We start from the raw sequence: 14,350 nt of genomic DNA on the forward strand, positions 1-14,350 counted from the left end.
AACGTCCCTCCGCCGAGATCGGCCACGAACACCGCAAACGGCCCAAGGTCTGTCGACCTTGGGCCGTTTTGTGCGCCCTGACTCGTACCCGTCGGAAAATTTCTTGATGTTGTGCAGTTCTTGCGGTCAACGGTTGGTGTTTGTATCGTCATCGACACGAAACACGGCGTGATGGCACCACCACTTTTCGAATGACACTTCACCCCAGGAAGGGGTCCGTTCCCATGGGCACACATCGGATGCGGACGACTCTCGGGCTCCTGCTTGTCGTCGGGCTTGGCTTCGGGACCGCCGCGTGCGGCGCCGGAGACGACGACACGGAGGAGGGCGGCAAGGTCACCCTGGTGATCAATGGCCTGCCGCCGGCCACCGAGGCCGCCAACCACCAGCGTTTTCTCGACAACGTGGCCGAGTTCGAGAAGGCGAATCCCGACATCGACCTTGACCCTCGCGAGGGCAAGATGGACCCGCAGACGTTCGCCGCCAAGCTGGCCGGTGGCCAGTTGGAGGACGTCTTCTACGTCTACTTCACCGACCCGGCGAACCTGATCGCGAAGCGCCAGGTCGCGGACATCAGCAAATACCTGAGTGACGTTCCGGTCGCGGCACAGATCAAGCCGGAGGTGCTGCGGGTCTTCCAGGACGACAAGGGCGGCACGTACGGGCTGCCGTACAAGAACTACTCGATGGGCCTGCTCTACAACCGGGAGCTGTTCACCAAGGCCGGGCTGGACCCGGCGACGCCGCCGAAGACCTGGGCCGAGGTGCGTGAGGCGGCCAAGAAGATCGCCGCGCTCGGCGACGGGCACGTGGGCTACGGCGACTACTCGAAGAGCAACACCGGCGGCTGGCACTTCACCACGGAGATCTACTCGCTCGGTGGCGAGGTCGCGGTCAACGAGGGCGGCACGTGGAAGGCCGCGTTCAACGGACCGCAGGGCAAGCAGGTGCTCCAGCAGCTCAAGGACATGCGCTGGACGGACAACTCGATGGGCGAGAAGCAGCTGCTCGAGTGGGCCGACCTGCTGCAGATGATGGGCTCGGGCAAGCTCGGTATGTACGTGGCGACCGCCGACAACATCCCGACCATCGTCAACCAGTACCAGGGGAAGTACGAGACGTACGGGCTCGGCCCGATCCCCGGCGGTGCCGGCACGCTCGGCGGCGGCGAGGGCTACATGTTCAACGCCAAGGCCTCGCCCGCGAAGATCCGGGCCGGTCTGAAGTGGCTCTCGTTCTGGTTCACCAGCGCGGAGCGGTTCGAGGCGGAGAACAAGTGGAACGTCGACAACAAGCTGCCGGTCGGGCTGCCGGAGCCGGCGATCTTCACCGGTGAGGCCGCGCAGGTCCAGGCGACCGCGGACGCGAAGTACGCGAACGTGCCGCAGGAGAACTACGCGCCGTTCAAGGCCGCGATGCCGAGCATCCCGGTGAAGCTGGAGCCGCCGAACGCGCAGCAGGTCTACGCGGTGCTGGACGTGGCCATGCAGAAGGTGCTGACCGACCGCAACGCGAATGTGGACGCGCTGCTCGCGGACGCGGAGACGCAGGTCAACCAGATCCTGGCGTCGGTCAAGTAGCGGACACGGGGCCGTCGGGAGACCGGCGGCCCCGCCTCCGCGCGGCGGGAACGGCGCACCGGAACTCCGGCGCCGACCGCCTCGCACGAAGGCCGTCGCGCCACGACGGCGTACCGCTGAAGGCCTTTGATCTTTGAAAGGGTGACCACCATGGCGGTCCTGTCGGCTCCGGCCCGGACGGAGACGCCTCCCGACCCCCGGAAGCGATCGCGAAGCGGACGCCTGAGAAGGGCGATCGGCGACAATCTGCTGGCCTATGCGTTCATGGCCGGCGGGCTCGCGTGTTTCGCGCTGTTCTCCTGGTACCCGCTGGTCCGGGGCATCGTCCTGAGTTTCCAGCAGGACAACTTCGTGACCGACCCGTATTGGGTGGGCACGGAGAACTACACCGCGCTGTTCGAGGATCCGCTGTTCTGGACCGCGTGGAAGAACACGCTGGTCTTCACCGGTTTCGCGCTGGTCTTCGGCTATCTGGTGCCGTTGTTCCTGGCGATTCTGCTGAACGAGCTGCGGCACCTGAAGGGCTTCTTCCGGGTCGCGGTCTATCTGCCGGTGATGCTGCCGCCGATCGTGGTCGTGCTGCTCTGGCGCTATTTCTACGACCCGGGCAACGGCCTGTTCAACACCGTGCTCGACGCGGTCGGGCTGCCCACCTCGCAGTGGACGCAGTCGCCGAGCACCGCGCTGTTCTCCCTGGTCCTGGTCTCGACGTGGGCGAACCTGGGCGGCGCGACGCTGATGTACCTCGCGGGTCTGCAGGGCATTCCGGGCGAGCTCTACGAGGCGGCCGAGCTGGACGGCGCGTCGCTCTGGCAGCGGCTGCGGCACGTGACGATCCCGCAGTTGCGCTTCCTGATGCTGGTGCTGCTGCTGTTGCAGGTCATCGCGACCATGCAGGTCTTCATCGAGCCCTATCAGCTGACCGGCACCACGAATCCGGACACGATCACGGTGATGGTGCTGATCTACCGGTACGCGTTCACGGTGAACAACGACTTCGGCCTGGCCGCGGCCATGAGCGTGACGCTGTTCGTGGTGCTCGCCGCGTTCTCCGCCGTCTATCTGCGACTCACCCGAAGCCAGGAGTCCTGATGCGCACGCTGATTTCGGAGACGGAGATCCGCCGCCACCGGGCGCTGTACTTCGCGGTGCTCGGCGGCGTGACGATCCTGTTCACGCTGGCGTTCGTGTTCCCCATCTACTGGATGGTGACCGGCGCGCTGAAATCGCCGGTCGAGCTGGCCCAGCCGATTCCCACGTTCATTCCGGAGAGCTTCCATCCTTCGGCATATGCGGATGCGTGGAACCGGATGGAGATCGCGCGCTACTTCGGCAACACCGTGTTCTACGCGTTCGGCGGCTGGCTGTTCGTGCTGGTCCTGGACGTGGCGGTGGCCTACGCGCTGTCCAAGCTGCGGCCGGTCCTGGGCAACGTCATCCTCGGCGGCATGCTGGCCAGCCTGATGCTGCCCGCGTCCGCGCTGCTGATCCCGGCCTACCTGACCGTGACGGACGTGCCGCTGCTCGGCGTGAACCTGCTGAACACGCCGTGGGCGCTGTGGCTGCCCGCGGTCGCGAACGCGTTCAACATCTACGTGCTCAAGCGGTTCTTCGACCAGATCCCGAACGACCTGCTGGACGCGGCCGCGATCGACGGCGCGGGCCGGCTGCGCGTGCTGTGGTCCGTGGTGCTGCCGCTGTCCCGGCCGGTGCTCGGCGTGGTCTCGATCTTCGCGATCATCGGGATCTGGAAGGACTTCCTCTGGCCGCTGCTGGTGCTCCCGGCCCCGGCCGCGCAGACGCTGAGCGTGGCGCTGTCCCGGCTGTCGCTGACCAGTCAGGTGCCGCTGAACATGATGCTCGCCGGCCTGGTGATCGCCAGTATCCCGATGGTCGTGATCTTCCTGATCTTCCAGCGCAGCATTATCGGGGGACTGTCGGCCGGCGCGATGAAGGGTTGATGGATCTTGTTTCGGAGAGGTGACCTGTGAGCACATGGTGGCGCGACGCGGTGATCTATCAGGTCTACCCGCGCAGCTTCGCGGACGGCAACGGAGACGGCATCGGTGACCTGGCGGGCGTACGCGCCCACCTGGACCACCTCGTCGACCTGGGGGTGGACGCGATCTGGTTCAGCCCCTGGTATCCGTCGCCGCAGGCCGACGCCGGTTACGACGTCGCCGACTACCGGAACATCGAGCCGATCTTCGGGACGCTCGCGGAGGCGGAGACGCTGATCTCGGAGGCGCACGCGCACGGAATCAAGATCATTATCGACATCGTGCCGAACCACGTGTCGTCCGCGCATCCGTGGTTCCAGGCGGCGCTCGCGTCTCCCGACGCGCCGGAGCGGGAGCTGTTCTGGTTCCGCACGTCGAAGGAGCGGCCGACCGACTGGGAGGGGGAGTTCGGCGGGACGACCTGGACCCAGACCGAGGACGGTGCCTGGTACCTGCACCTCTTCGACAAGGCGCAGCCGGATCTCAACTGGAACCATCCGCGGGTACGCGAGGAGCACCTGGACATCCTGCGGTTCTGGCTGGACCGCGGCGTGGACGGCTTCCGGGTCGACTCGGCCGCGCTGCTGATCAAGGATCCTGCGCTGCCGCCGGTCGTCGACGGCGAACCGCACCCGTTCCACGATCGCGACGAGGTGCACGAGGTGTACCGGGAGTGGCGCCGGGTGATCGACTCCTACGAGGGCGACCGGACGCTGATCGGCGAGGTGTGGCTGCCCTCACCGGAGCGGTTCGCCCGCTATCTGCGGCCGGACGAGATGCACTCCGCGTTCAACCTCGACTTCCTCTGCAGCCCGTGGGACCCGGCCCGGCTGCGCGAGGTCATCGAGGACACCATCCGCGTGCACGAGCCGCTCGGCGCGGTCGCGACCTGGGTGATCTCCAACCACGACGTGACCCGGCCGGTCACCCGGTACGGCCGGGAGGAAACCGGTTTCAGCTTCGCGGCCAAGCGCGAGGGCACGCCCACCGACCTGCGGCTCGGCACGGTCCGGGCGCGGGCGGCCGCGCTGCTCAGCCTGGCGCTGCCCGGCGCCGCCTACGTCTACCAGGGCGAGGAGCTGGGCCTGGAGGAGAACGAGGACATCCCGCCGGAGCTGCGGCAGGACCCGATGTGGCACCGCTCCGGGCACCGCGACCCCGGACGTGACGGCTGCCGCGTGCCGCTGCCGTGGTCCGGCGAGGAGCCGCCGTTCGGGTTCGGTGCCGGCGCGCCGTGGCTGCCGCAGCCGCGCGCGTGGAAGGACCGGACCGTGGCCGTGCAGCAGGCAGACCCGGCGTCGATGCTGTCGCTCTATCGGTCGGCGCTGTCTTATCGCAGGTCTATTCCAGCCGGGTCGCTGGCGTGGATCGACTCCGACCCGGACGTGCTGGCCTTCCAGCGCGGCGACGGATTCGCGTGCATCGCCAACCTGTCGGCGGCCGCGGTGCCCTTCACCGGCACCGTGCTGCTCGCCAGCGGGCCGCTCGACGACGGTCTCCTGCCGCCGGACACCACGGTCTGGCTCGCTCTTTAGGGGGTGCGGGCCGCGTCGCTACCCTGCGCGCGGCCCGTTTTGGATCTAGGCTCGGCCGACATGACGACCGAAGCTGTCCTCGAGGAAAGCGCCGAGCCCGGCGAGATCTACACCGCCTACTTCCACACCGTGCAGGAACTGACCGAGGCCTTGACGGCCGCGGACACGCTCGGGCTCGGCGTGCGGGTCGAGTCGTACACGGTCACCTCCGAGGAGGACCCCGACTCGCACACCACCGAGTTCAAGTTCACGCTGCTCGCGGAGCAGCCGGACCACACGGAAGCGGCAGAAGAGGCGTAATCGTCTCCTACGATCCGGGGTATGACATACGACTTCCAGGTGGCGATCGACAGCGCTGACCCGCACACCCAGGCCGACTGGTGGGCGGAGACGCTCGGCTGGACCGTCGAACCGCAGGACGCCGCATTCATCACATCCATGATCGATCAGGGGTACGCCACCGAGGCCGAGACCAGGGTCTACAGAGATTCCCTGGTCTGGGCCTCGGGGGCGGCGATCACGCACCCGACAAGCGGTCTCCGGGTGCTGTTCCAGACCGTGCCCGAGGCGAAGACCGTGAAGAACCGGATGCACTTCGACGTGCGCGTCGGCGACGAGAAGCGCGAGGCCGAGGTCGAGCGGCTCACCGCGCGCGGCGCGACCTTCCTGTGGCGTGGCAGCCAGGGCCCGCACAGCTGGGTCACGATGGCCGACCCGGAGGGCAACGAGTTCTGCGTGGCTTGACCCTCCACCAGGTCGAGGGACGAGGGTTTCCGCTCGTGGAGAGTGCATCCGTAGGCATCGGGGACATGGCGCGGGCTACCGGCCTGACCATCAGCGCGCTGCGGTTCTACGACGGGGCCGGCGTGCTGGTGCCCGTGTTCGTCGACCCGCGCAACGGCTACCGGCGGTACGCGGTCGCGCAGATCCCGGCCGCGCGCCTGGTCGCGGGCCTGCGCCGGGTCGGGATGCCGCTGCCCCAGATCACCGCCGTGCTGGACCGGCGCGACGACCGGCCGGCCGTGCACGCGCTGCTCGACGCGCACCTGGCGCGCCTCGAGGGCGGTCTGGCGGACGCCCGGCGTGAACTCTCCCGGATTCACCGTCTGATCGACGGTGCGACCCCCGTTCCGGTGGAGGCTTTCATGGCTGTTCTGACCGTTTCTTCGGTGTCGTTGCGAGACGCGGTGGCCGCCGTCCGATATGCGGCCGGGACCGATCCCGACCTGCCCGCGCTCGCCGGTGTCTTCGTCGAGATCTCCGACGGCGGGCTGCGGCTGGTCGCCACCGACCGGTACCGGATGGCCGTCGCGGACGTCCCCGTCCTCGGCCTCACCGGCCCCGACCTCGGCGTGATCGCGCCGCTGCCGCTGGTCGACGCGCTGGTCCCGCTGCTCGCCGCGGACAGCCAGGTCACGCTCACGCTGACCGCGGACACGATCGCGGTGGCGGCCGGCGGCCACGAACTGAGCGGCGTCCCGATCCCCGGCGACTACCCGGACTACCGGCGCGCGCTCGCGGTCAAGGCCGGCGAGCCGCTGCGCCTGACCGTGGACGCCACCACGCTGCGCCGCGAGGTCGCCGCCGCCCCGACCGTGCTGCACGAGAACGCCCCGATCCTGGTCCTGACCACGGACGCCTCCGGCACGCTCGGCGTCGGCGACCCGTCCGCCCCGCACCGGATCGCCGTCAACCGCGAGTTCCTGCTGGCCGCACTGGACGCCGGCACCCCCGGCCAGCTCGTCCTCGAACTCGACGGCCCCATCATGCCCCTGGCCCTCCGCAGCCCCGGCTCCTTCACCGTCCTGATGCCGGTCCGCCTCTGACACCGGCCGACCGTGGGCGGTGTGACGAGGTTCGAGGTGCTCACGGTCGTACCCGCGCGGGTTGATCAGGTTTTTGATCGATCCTCGGACGTCGGGGTGCACACGGCGTCGATGGCGCGTTCCGGAGAGCGGATCGTCGGGCGGTACCTGCGGAAGCTGATCGAGACGCGGAACGGGTTCGTTGCGGGCGGGGAGTTCTAAGGGTGGACGGGCGGGTGCCGATGGAGCAGGCGTCTCCCGTCCCCCAAGACGATTGTGACCCGCCATATGACGACCGAGCAGCCGGCCGGCGCTCCCTCGGAGAACCCGTACGAGCAGATGACCAACGCGTACTACTCCCCGGGCCGGGGCCCTGCCTCCCCGCCGCCGGCGGCCGCGTGGGCGCCGGAGCCGAGCCGTTCCGTGGCCGGGCCGATCGTGGTCGGGCTGGTCGCGGTGGTGATGCTCGGGTTCGGTCTCGCGTTCGGCGCGAACGAGTTCGCCAAGCGTGAGGTGTGCGGCGACATCGCGTCCGCGTCCGCCGGCACCCCCGCGGCCGGCACGCCGGCGGTGCAGGCGAACAATGCGAAGGCCACGGTCGCCACCACCGCCGCCACCACCGAGTCGCAGAACGTCGAGGAGCTGAAGGACGAGATCGACACCACCAGGGGGTACGCCCGGCTGCTCGTTCTCGACGGCGACCTGCGGGACGCGGTCACGAACCTGACCACGGACGCGGACAGCGCGCTGCGGCTCGGCGAGGAGTTCAAGAACCTTTCGCCGGAGGAGCGCCAGGACAACGCGCCGCGGGTGAAGGACCTCGCCTCGGACATGGAGAACCACTGGCGGGCCGTGCAGCGCGCCTGCGGCCAGACCGAGACCGGCCTACAGCCCGCCGCGTGAGATCGGCCCGGTCGTCAGCACCGGGTAGTGCGGCAGGTCGGACTCGGTCATGCCGGGCGGCCGCAGCAGAAAGATCTTCGGGGCGAGCCGCTCCATCTCACCGCCCCGCCCCACGATGAGGCCGGCCGCGAAGTCCACCAGCGGCGTGGCCTCTTCGTCGGTCAGGCTGGTCAGGTCCATCACGACCGCGATCCCCTCGCGGAAGTAATGCCCGACGTAGAACACCTCGTTGTAACTCTGCGGGCGCAGCGTCTTGACCATTTGTCCAGTCTCGCGGAGAGAATCCCCTCGTCAAGCCCAGTTAAGCGGATTGTCCACCGGCGATTCACGCGGTGTGTCTCCCCAGAATCTCCCCAGCGGGCGCCAGGAATGAAATCAGGGCCCGTCTTCCGTCTGGAAGACAGGCCCTGACCTGCACTAACTCCCGGTCGGGGTAGCCGGATTTGAACCGACGACCTCCTCGTCCCGAACGAGGCGCGCTACCAAGCTGCGCCATACCCCGGGGTGCGGATCAAATACTATCCGACCGCGCCCCCCAGGTGAAATCGGTATCCCCCTCCGCGTGTTTCCGCAGCTCAGCGCGGGATCAGCGTCAGCAGTGAAGCCTCGGGCGGGCACGCGAAACGCACGGGTGCGGTCGGGTGGGTGCCCAGGCCGGCGGAGACGTGGAGCCAGGAGTCGGAGCCGGGCCAGCGGTGGAGGCCCTTGACCATGCTGCGGGGCAGGCCGCAGTTGGTGACCAGCGCGCCGTAGAACGGGACGCAGACCTGGCCGCCGTGGGTGTGGCCGGCCAGCAGCAGGTCGAAGCCGTCCGCGGCCATCAGGTCGAGCAGCGGCGGCTCGGGGCTGTGCGTCAGCGCCACGTGCAGGTCCGCGGCGGAGGAGACGGCGCCGGCGACCAGCGGGTAGTCGTCGCGGTCGACGTGCGGGTCGTCGACGCCGACCAGCTCGATGACGCGGCCGCCGGCCTTGATGGTGGTGCGGGCGTTGTTGAGGTCGTTCCAGCCGGCGTCCACCAGGACTTGGCGGAGCTCGTCGGCGGGCAGTTCGGCGCCTTGGACGTACTCCCGATCGGGGTTGAAATAGCTGAACGGGTTCTTGAAGACGGGGCCGCGGTAGTCGTTGGAGCCGAAGACGAACGCGCCGGGCAGGTCGAGCAGCGGCTGCAGCGCGCGGAGGACTCCGGGCACGGCGGCGGGGTCGGCCATGTTGTCGCCGGTGACCACGACCAGGTCGGGGTCGGTGGCGGCGAGCGCGGCGACCCAGCGCTGCTTGCGACGCTGCTCGGGCATCATGTGCAGATCCGAGATGTGCAGGATGCGCAGCGGCTCGGCATCGGGCGCCAGGACGGGCACGTCGAACCGTCGCAGCGTGAACATGTTGCGTTCGACGAGCGAGGCGTAGGCGAGGGTGGCGGCTCCGGCGGCGACCGTGCCGGCGGCCAGACTGAAAAGGGTGCGCTTCCGCATGACACCAAGGGTAGTTTCACTGCCCATGGGTACGCTCAAGGACCGCCTTAACGATGACCTGCACACCGCCATGAAGTCCCGCGACGAGCTGACCACGTCGACGCTGCGCCTGGCGCTGGCCGCGGTGGGCACGGCCGAGGTCGCCGGCACGACGAAGCGGGATCTCGCGGACGACGAGGTGCTCGCGGTGCTGACCAAGGAGGCCAAGAAGCGTCGCGAGTCGGCGCAGGCCTTCGCGGACGCGGGCCGTGCCGACTCCGCGGCGAAGGAGCGGGCCGAGGGCGAGATCCTGGACCGCTACCTGCCGACCCAGCTCAGCGACGACGAGCTGGCCGGGATCGTCGCGGAGGCGCTGGCCGGGCTGAGCGGCAAGGCCGCGATGGGGGCCGCGATGAAGTCGGCGAAGACCGCGGTCGCGGGTCGTGCCGAGGGCGGCCGGATCGCCGCCGAGGTCCGCCGCCAGCTGGGCGTTTAAAGATCAAGAGCACAGAATCGCGCCGAGGGTACGTCCCGTCGGCGCGATTCTGTTCTCCGTGGAGCCGGTCAGCGGGCCGGTGGGGGCGCCGGAGCCGACGCTGACGGCGACGCGGTCGGCGTGACCGGGCGTGGTGCCCGGCCGGTGCTGAGTCTGAGCACGACCATGCCGCCCTCGATGGTGCTGCCGCCCGGCTCCGTGGCCGCGACCGTGCCGGCCGGGCAGTGCGAGTCGAGGCGCCCGGCCGCGATCTGCACCTCGAAGCCGCGCGCGACCAGTCGGGTGCGCGCGTCGGGTTCGGAGTTGCAGCGCACGTTCGGGATGCTGACCAGCTTGCCGGCGAGCATCTTCTGGCTCGGTGGCGTGAACTCCTTGGCCTCCACGCCGTCCATCGCGTCCGCGAGCGTCTGGTAGACGGCCGGGTTGACCGCCTGGTTGTGCGGGTCGCCCCAGCCGTCCCCGCCGCCGCGCATGGTGGTGTTGGCGTTGTCCGTGTCCGCGACCATGCCGGCCACCGTGAGCTGCTTGGTGGTGACGACGAACGTGGCGGTGCGTTCCCCGTCCGTGGTGCCGGACTTGCCGGCGACCGGCTTGCCCACGGCTCGGCGCGTGGCCGTGGACGTGCCGCCCCGGCAGCGGGACGTCTCGGACCGGTCGCCGACCGGGCACCGGGCCGCGTCGATCGCGGCGCGGGCGACCTCCCGGTCCACGGCCTGGTTGCAGCGCGGCTCGGCTGCCGGGAGCGGCTTGCCTTCCTGGCGGATCTCGATGACCGGGATCGGTTCGCAGTGACGGCCGTCCGCGGCGAGCGTGGCGTACGCGGTGGCCAGGTCCAGCGGCGTGGTGGAGGAGACGCCGAGCGAGAACGCACCCCACTGTGCGGACGCGTCCTCGTCGCCGGCGAACCGGGCGTCGTTCTCGGCGCGGAACCGGATGCCGAGCCGCTTGGCCACGTCCACCGCGTTCTGCGCGCCCACGCGTTCCTGCAGCGGGATGAAGTAGGTGTTCACGGACTGGCCGAACGCGCTCCACATGTTGTGCGTGCCGGCCATGCTCTTGACCGCGTTCTTCGGGCAGTAGAGCGCGCGCCCGGCGCAGGCCGCCGGGCTGGACGCGCTGACGATGTAGCTCGACTGGTAGGTCTCCGGCGCGTAGATCGAGTAGCTGAGCGGGTAGCCCTTCTCCAGCGCCGCGACCAGGGTGAACATCTTGAACACCGAGCCGGCCTGATATCCGGGCACGTCCTTGCTGCCGGTGATGATCGGGTTCGTGGTGCTCGGGTAGGTGCCCCGCAGCCCGGCGCGGCGCTTGGCCGGGTCGCTGTTCGGCCGGTTGTGCGCGTCGTCGTTCTTGTAGACGCGGTTGACCGCGAGCGCGCGTACACGGCCGGTCCCGGGCTGCACGGCCGCGACCATGATGGCGTTGCGGTTGTCGTCGGCCGCGCGCTTGTGGACGTTCTTCCGCGCGGCCTCCTGCGTTTTCACGTCCATCGAGGTGACGATGCGGTAGCCGCCGCTCTTCAGCCGGCGCTCGCGGTCGTACGGGCTGTCGCCGAACGCGTCCTGTTCCATCCACCAGCGGTAGACGTAGTCGCAGAAGAACGCCCAGATGTTCTCGGACGCGCTGACGCAGCCGTTCGGCGTGCGGGTGCCGTTGACGGCCAGTTCCGCGGCCTTGGCGCGGATCGCCTCGGCCGGGGTGACCGCGCCGATCTCCGCCATGTTGTCGATGACGTAGTTGCGCCGGGTGAGCGCGAGCGGGTGGCCGGTGGCCGTGGTCGGGTCGAACGCGGACGGCGCTTTCACCATGCCGGCCAGCATCGCGGCCTGTTCCGTGCTCAGATCCTTCGGCTGGCGGCTGAAGTAGACCTGGCTGGCGGCCCAGACGCCGTAGGCGCCGTTGCCGAACGGCGCGATGTTCAGGTACCGCTCGAGGATCTGGTCCTTGGACAGTTCCTTCTCGACCTGCATCGCGTAGCGCATCTCGCGCAGTTTCCGGGCGCTGGTGTCCTCTGTGGCGCGGACGACGTCGGCCGGGTGGGTGGCGGAGTAGGAGATCGCCATCCGCACGTACTGCATGGTGAGCGTGGAGGCTCCCTGTTGCGCGGCGCCGGACTTGTTGTTCACGAACGCGCGCGCGATGCCCTTCATGTCGACGCCGTTGTGCCGGTAGAAGTTGTGGTCCTCGGCCGCGATGATGGCGTTTCGCATGACGGGCGGAATGTCGTTGATCTCGACGTCTTTCCGGTTCTCGTCGTAGATCATCGCGACCAGCGTGCGGTTGTCCGACGCGTAGAGATAGGTGTTCTGCGGCGCGCGGCGGACGATCAGCTCGTTCGGCAGGCGGTCGAACGTCTCGGCGCCGGCCTTCGCGGCCAGGCCGGACATCGCCACCGCCGGGAACGCGGCCGCGGCCACGACGATGCCCGCGAGCAGGCCGCAAATGCCCAATGAGGCCGCGCCGGAAAAGACGGTGTCATCGCGTTTCCTGATCCAGCTCACCAGGACAGGCTACGACGAATAGCGCATATTGTCGGTTCTGTCCGGTATGGCTCGCGAGGCCGAAAAATGACCGATCGAGAGCACGTCTCGTTGTCGGCCGGAATCGTTGTGCAGGTCGCACGACCCGTGGCGTGCGGCTGCTCTCCCCGCATCAGTGTGCCTGCTCTCGGCCGCCGGTGACGCCGTTTGCGCAAATCCGCCCGGGGCGCATCTCAAGCCGCATAAGCAACTGATCGATAAATATCGAGATATCGGGTGAAGAGGGCGATGTGTCCGACCTGGTCGATTTAACAGACAACGTTGCGTAATCGCCTAACTACGGAGCATGATGTTCCGGAGATCGAATGTCACTCTTCGTGCCGCAAGGATAGCGCGGAGTGACCGGGGGATCTGGTGGCCGGTCGGGACGAACCGGCAAGGGGACACGTGCCGCGACCGGGGGAAACGGGTCGGCGGCGGTACAGCTTGGGGGGACGTGCACAGATGGGGATGATCAGCGACTGGCCGACCATGGCGGCGTGTCAGAACGGCGATCCCGACGCGCTCTTCGTGCAGGGCGCCGAGCAGAACGTGGCGAAGAGGATCTGCCGCGGCTGCCCGGTCCGTAACGAATGCCTGGCGGACGCGCTCGACAACCGCATCGAATTCGGCGTATGGGGAGGAATGACCGAGCGGGAACGGCGCGCGCTGCTGCGCCGGCACCCGCACGTGGCGAGCTGGCGGAAAATGTTCGAGGCCGCCCTCCGTGAACAGGACAAGAGCCGCGCCAACGTGCTCGTGCACGCGGGCTAGGCCCCACACTCACTGAGCAATTTTCAGCCTGGCGAGCGGGTCGGCGCATCGCAGGAGTCGACGGGACGGGCGCACACGGGTTGGGACCACGTTGAAAAAGGCTCACTGATCGAGGCGTCATTCCCGCCGGGGGATGGCGCCTCGACCAGGATCAGGCGAGCGCCTCGCCGATGCTGCGCAGCCCGTCGACGTCGTGCACGTCCGCCGGCTGTGCCATCACCACCACGGTCGGCACGGTCGGGAACGAGGTGGTGAACCGCGCCGCCACCCGCTGCTCCCGCTCCGCCTGCTCGGTCAGCGCCGCGTGGATGCGCAGCGCGTCCACCGTGGCCGGGCTCTCCCCGGACTCCGCCAGCGCCTCGGCCGCGGCCAGGCTGTCCGCGGCGGAGAGACCGGGCGCGGACGACGCGTGCATGCGGTTGAGCACCAGGCCGGCCAGCGGCATCCGGTCTTCGCGCAGCCGCTGCGCGAAGTAGGCCGCCTCCCGGATCGCGTCCGGTTCCGGCGCGGCCACCAGCAGGAACGCGGTCTCCTTGTCCTGCAGGATCCGGTAGGTCTGCTCGGCGCGCTGCCGGAACCCGCCGAACATCGAGTCCAGTGCCGCCACGAACCCGGACAGGTCGGTCAGCAGCTGCGCGCCCAGCACCTTCTGCACGACCCGGGAGAACACCCCGAACGAGGCCGTGACCAGGCTGAACACGCTCTTGCCGCCGGCCTTGGCCGGGGCCAGCAGCAGCCGCAGCATCTTGCCGTCCAGGAACCGGGCCAGCCGGGCCGGCGCGTCCAGGAAGTCCAGCGCGGACCTCGACGGCGGCGTGTCCACCACGATCAGGTCCCACTCGTCGCGCGCGCGCAGCTGGCCCAGCTTCTCCATCGCCATGTACTCCTGCGTGCCGGAGAACGTCGAGCTCATGGCCGCGTAGAACGGGTTCGCGAAGATCTCCTGCGCACGCTGCGGGTCCGTGTGCGCGAGCACCACGTCGTCGAACGTGCGCTTCATGTCCAGCATCATGGCGTGCAGCTCGCCGCCGGTCGCCTCGGTGTCGATGCCCTTGACCTGCCGGGGCGTGTTGTCGAGTTCGGAGAGGCCGAGCGACTGGGCCAGGCGCTTCGCCGGGTCGATGGTCAGCACGACCGTGCGGCGGCCGTGGCGCTCCGCCGCGCGCAGCGCCACCGCGGCCGCGGTCGTGGTCTTGCCGACCCCGCCGGCACCGCAGCACACGATGATGCGGGAGCCGGGATCGGCGAGAATCGCGTCGACGTCGAGATCAGCGGACACGTTTCGAGCCT

Annotated in this window: 15 protein-coding genes and 1 tRNA gene; 11 read left to right on the forward strand and 5 right to left on the reverse strand. The window is 69.0% G+C overall.

The genetic code is table 11. The features are described 5' to 3' along the window. Positions 1–239: 239 nt before the first annotated feature. From OP04_RS31460 to OP04_RS31500, 9 genes are all read left to right on the forward strand, one after another. Positions 240–1,580, forward strand: a complete 1,341-nt coding sequence (locus tag OP04_RS31460) for an ABC transporter substrate-binding protein (RefSeq protein ID WP_232323807.1) — start codon at positions 240–242, stop codon at positions 1,578–1,580. A gap of 150 nt (positions 1,581–1,730) precedes the next feature. After that, positions 1,731–2,672, forward strand: coding sequence for a carbohydrate ABC transporter permease (locus tag OP04_RS31465; protein ID WP_051799412.1), 942 nt, complete (start codon positions 1,731–1,733; stop codon positions 2,670–2,672). Continuing rightward, entirely contained in the window at positions 2,672–3,541 is an 870-nt protein-coding gene (locus tag OP04_RS31470) for a carbohydrate ABC transporter permease (protein WP_033343509.1), read from the forward strand. Before OP04_RS31465 ends, OP04_RS31470 begins: the two co-directional genes overlap by 1 nt. 26 nt (positions 3,542–3,567) lie before the next feature. After that, positions 3,568–5,115 (forward strand): glycoside hydrolase family 13 protein, encoded by a 1,548-nt coding sequence (locus OP04_RS31475; protein WP_033343510.1) that lies wholly within the window; start codon positions 3,568–3,570, stop codon positions 5,113–5,115. Positions 5,116–5,175: 60 nt separating this feature from the next. After that, the gene (locus OP04_RS31480; RefSeq protein ID WP_033343511.1) at positions 5,176–5,415 is read left to right on the forward strand and encodes a hypothetical protein; all 240 of its coding nucleotides are present in this window, start codon (positions 5,176–5,178) and stop codon (positions 5,413–5,415) included. Between the two features lie 21 nt (positions 5,416–5,436). Next, positions 5,437–5,859, forward strand: a complete 423-nt coding sequence (locus tag OP04_RS31485; protein WP_033343512.1) for a VOC family protein — start codon at positions 5,437–5,439, stop codon at positions 5,857–5,859. Positions 5,860–5,924: 65 nt separating this feature from the next. Next, on the forward strand, positions 5,925–6,941 hold the full coding sequence (locus tag OP04_RS31490; protein ID WP_033343513.1) for a DNA polymerase III subunit beta family protein: 1,017 nt from the start codon (positions 5,925–5,927) through the stop codon (positions 6,939–6,941). Between the two features lie 21 nt (positions 6,942–6,962). After that, complete coding sequence (locus OP04_RS31495) at positions 6,963–7,142, forward strand: hypothetical protein (RefSeq protein WP_157240635.1); 180 nt, start codon at positions 6,963–6,965, stop codon at positions 7,140–7,142. Between the two features lie 66 nt (positions 7,143–7,208). Then, positions 7,209–7,823 (forward strand): hypothetical protein, encoded by a 615-nt coding sequence (locus OP04_RS31500; protein ID WP_033343515.1) that lies wholly within the window; start codon positions 7,209–7,211, stop codon positions 7,821–7,823. Here OP04_RS31500 and OP04_RS31505 read toward each other — a convergent pair. The 3 genes from OP04_RS31505 to OP04_RS31515 all read right to left on the reverse strand — a co-directional run bounded on the left by OP04_RS31505 (position 7,806) and on the right by OP04_RS31515 (position 9,292). After that, positions 7,806–8,084, reverse strand: a complete 279-nt coding sequence (locus tag OP04_RS31505; RefSeq protein ID WP_085066900.1) for a cell division protein SepF — start codon at positions 8,082–8,084, stop codon at positions 7,806–7,808. The genes OP04_RS31500 and OP04_RS31505 overlap by 18 nt on opposite strands. Before the next feature lie 167 nt (positions 8,085–8,251). Next, positions 8,252–8,325, reverse strand: a tRNA-Pro gene (locus OP04_RS31510). Between the two features lie 73 nt (positions 8,326–8,398). Then, entirely contained in the window at positions 8,399–9,292 is an 894-nt protein-coding gene (locus OP04_RS31515) for a metallophosphoesterase (protein WP_033343516.1), read from the reverse strand. 25 nt (positions 9,293–9,317) lie between these two features. Between OP04_RS31515 and OP04_RS31520 the strand changes: the two genes are divergently transcribed. Beyond that, positions 9,318–9,767 (forward strand): GatB/YqeY domain-containing protein, encoded by a 450-nt coding sequence (locus tag OP04_RS31520; protein ID WP_033343517.1) that lies wholly within the window; start codon positions 9,318–9,320, stop codon positions 9,765–9,767. A 68-nt stretch (positions 9,768–9,835) separates the two neighbouring features. On the opposite strand, the gene OP04_RS31525 is transcribed toward OP04_RS31520, so the two are convergent. Further along, positions 9,836–12,259 carry a transglycosylase domain-containing protein gene (locus tag OP04_RS31525; protein WP_033343605.1) on the reverse strand — a complete coding sequence of 808 codons (2,424 nt, stop codon included), beginning with the start codon at positions 12,257–12,259 and terminating at the stop codon, positions 9,836–9,838. Between the two features lie 492 nt (positions 12,260–12,751). On the opposite strand from OP04_RS31525, the gene OP04_RS31530 reads away from it, so the two are divergent. After that, on the forward strand, positions 12,752–13,060 hold the full coding sequence (locus tag OP04_RS31530) for a WhiB family transcriptional regulator (RefSeq protein WP_033343518.1): 309 nt from the start codon (positions 12,752–12,754) through the stop codon (positions 13,058–13,060). 151 nt (positions 13,061–13,211) lie between these two features. Here the strand turns inward: OP04_RS31530 and OP04_RS31535 are convergent, their stop codons facing one another. Then, positions 13,212–14,339, reverse strand: coding sequence for an ArsA family ATPase (locus tag OP04_RS31535; RefSeq protein WP_033343519.1), 1,128 nt, complete (start codon positions 14,337–14,339; stop codon positions 13,212–13,214). Positions 14,340–14,350: the final 11 nt, after the last annotated feature.

The sequence above is a fragment of the Catenuloplanes japonicus genome (assembly GCF_000717135.1).
In the GTDB taxonomy this organism is placed as follows: Bacteria; Actinomycetota; Actinomycetes; order Mycobacteriales; family Micromonosporaceae; genus Catenuloplanes; species Catenuloplanes japonicus.

Excerpts from the sequence above, each read along its gene's own strand:
- OP04_RS31460 (WP_232323807.1), top strand. The coding sequence starts at position 240 with ATGCGGACGACTCTCGGGCTCCTGCTTGTCGTCGGGCTTGGCTTCGGG.
- OP04_RS31465 (WP_051799412.1), top strand. The coding sequence starts at position 1,731 with ATGGCGGTCCTGTCGGCTCCGGCCCGGACGGAGACGCCTCCCGACCCC.
- OP04_RS31470 (WP_033343509.1), top strand. The coding sequence starts at position 2,672 with ATGCGCACGCTGATTTCGGAGACGGAGATCCGCCGCCACCGGGCGCTG.
- OP04_RS31480 (WP_033343511.1), top strand. The coding sequence starts at position 5,176 with ATGACGACCGAAGCTGTCCTCGAGGAAAGCGCCGAGCCCGGCGAGATC.
- OP04_RS31485 (WP_033343512.1), top strand. The coding sequence starts at position 5,437 with ATGACATACGACTTCCAGGTGGCGATCGACAGCGCTGACCCGCACACC.
- OP04_RS31490 (WP_033343513.1), top strand. The coding sequence starts at position 5,925 with ATGGCGCGGGCTACCGGCCTGACCATCAGCGCGCTGCGGTTCTACGAC.
- OP04_RS31500 (WP_033343515.1), top strand. The coding sequence starts at position 7,209 with ATGACGACCGAGCAGCCGGCCGGCGCTCCCTCGGAGAACCCGTACGAG.
- OP04_RS31505 (WP_085066900.1), bottom strand. The coding sequence starts at position 8,084 with ATGGTCAAGACGCTGCGCCCGCAGAGTTACAACGAGGTGTTCTACGTC.
- OP04_RS31515 (WP_033343516.1), bottom strand. The coding sequence starts at position 9,292 with ATGCGGAAGCGCACCCTTTTCAGTCTGGCCGCCGGCACGGTCGCCGCC.
- OP04_RS31520 (WP_033343517.1), top strand. The coding sequence starts at position 9,318 with ATGGGTACGCTCAAGGACCGCCTTAACGATGACCTGCACACCGCCATG.
- OP04_RS31530 (WP_033343518.1), top strand. The coding sequence starts at position 12,752 with ATGGGGATGATCAGCGACTGGCCGACCATGGCGGCGTGTCAGAACGGC.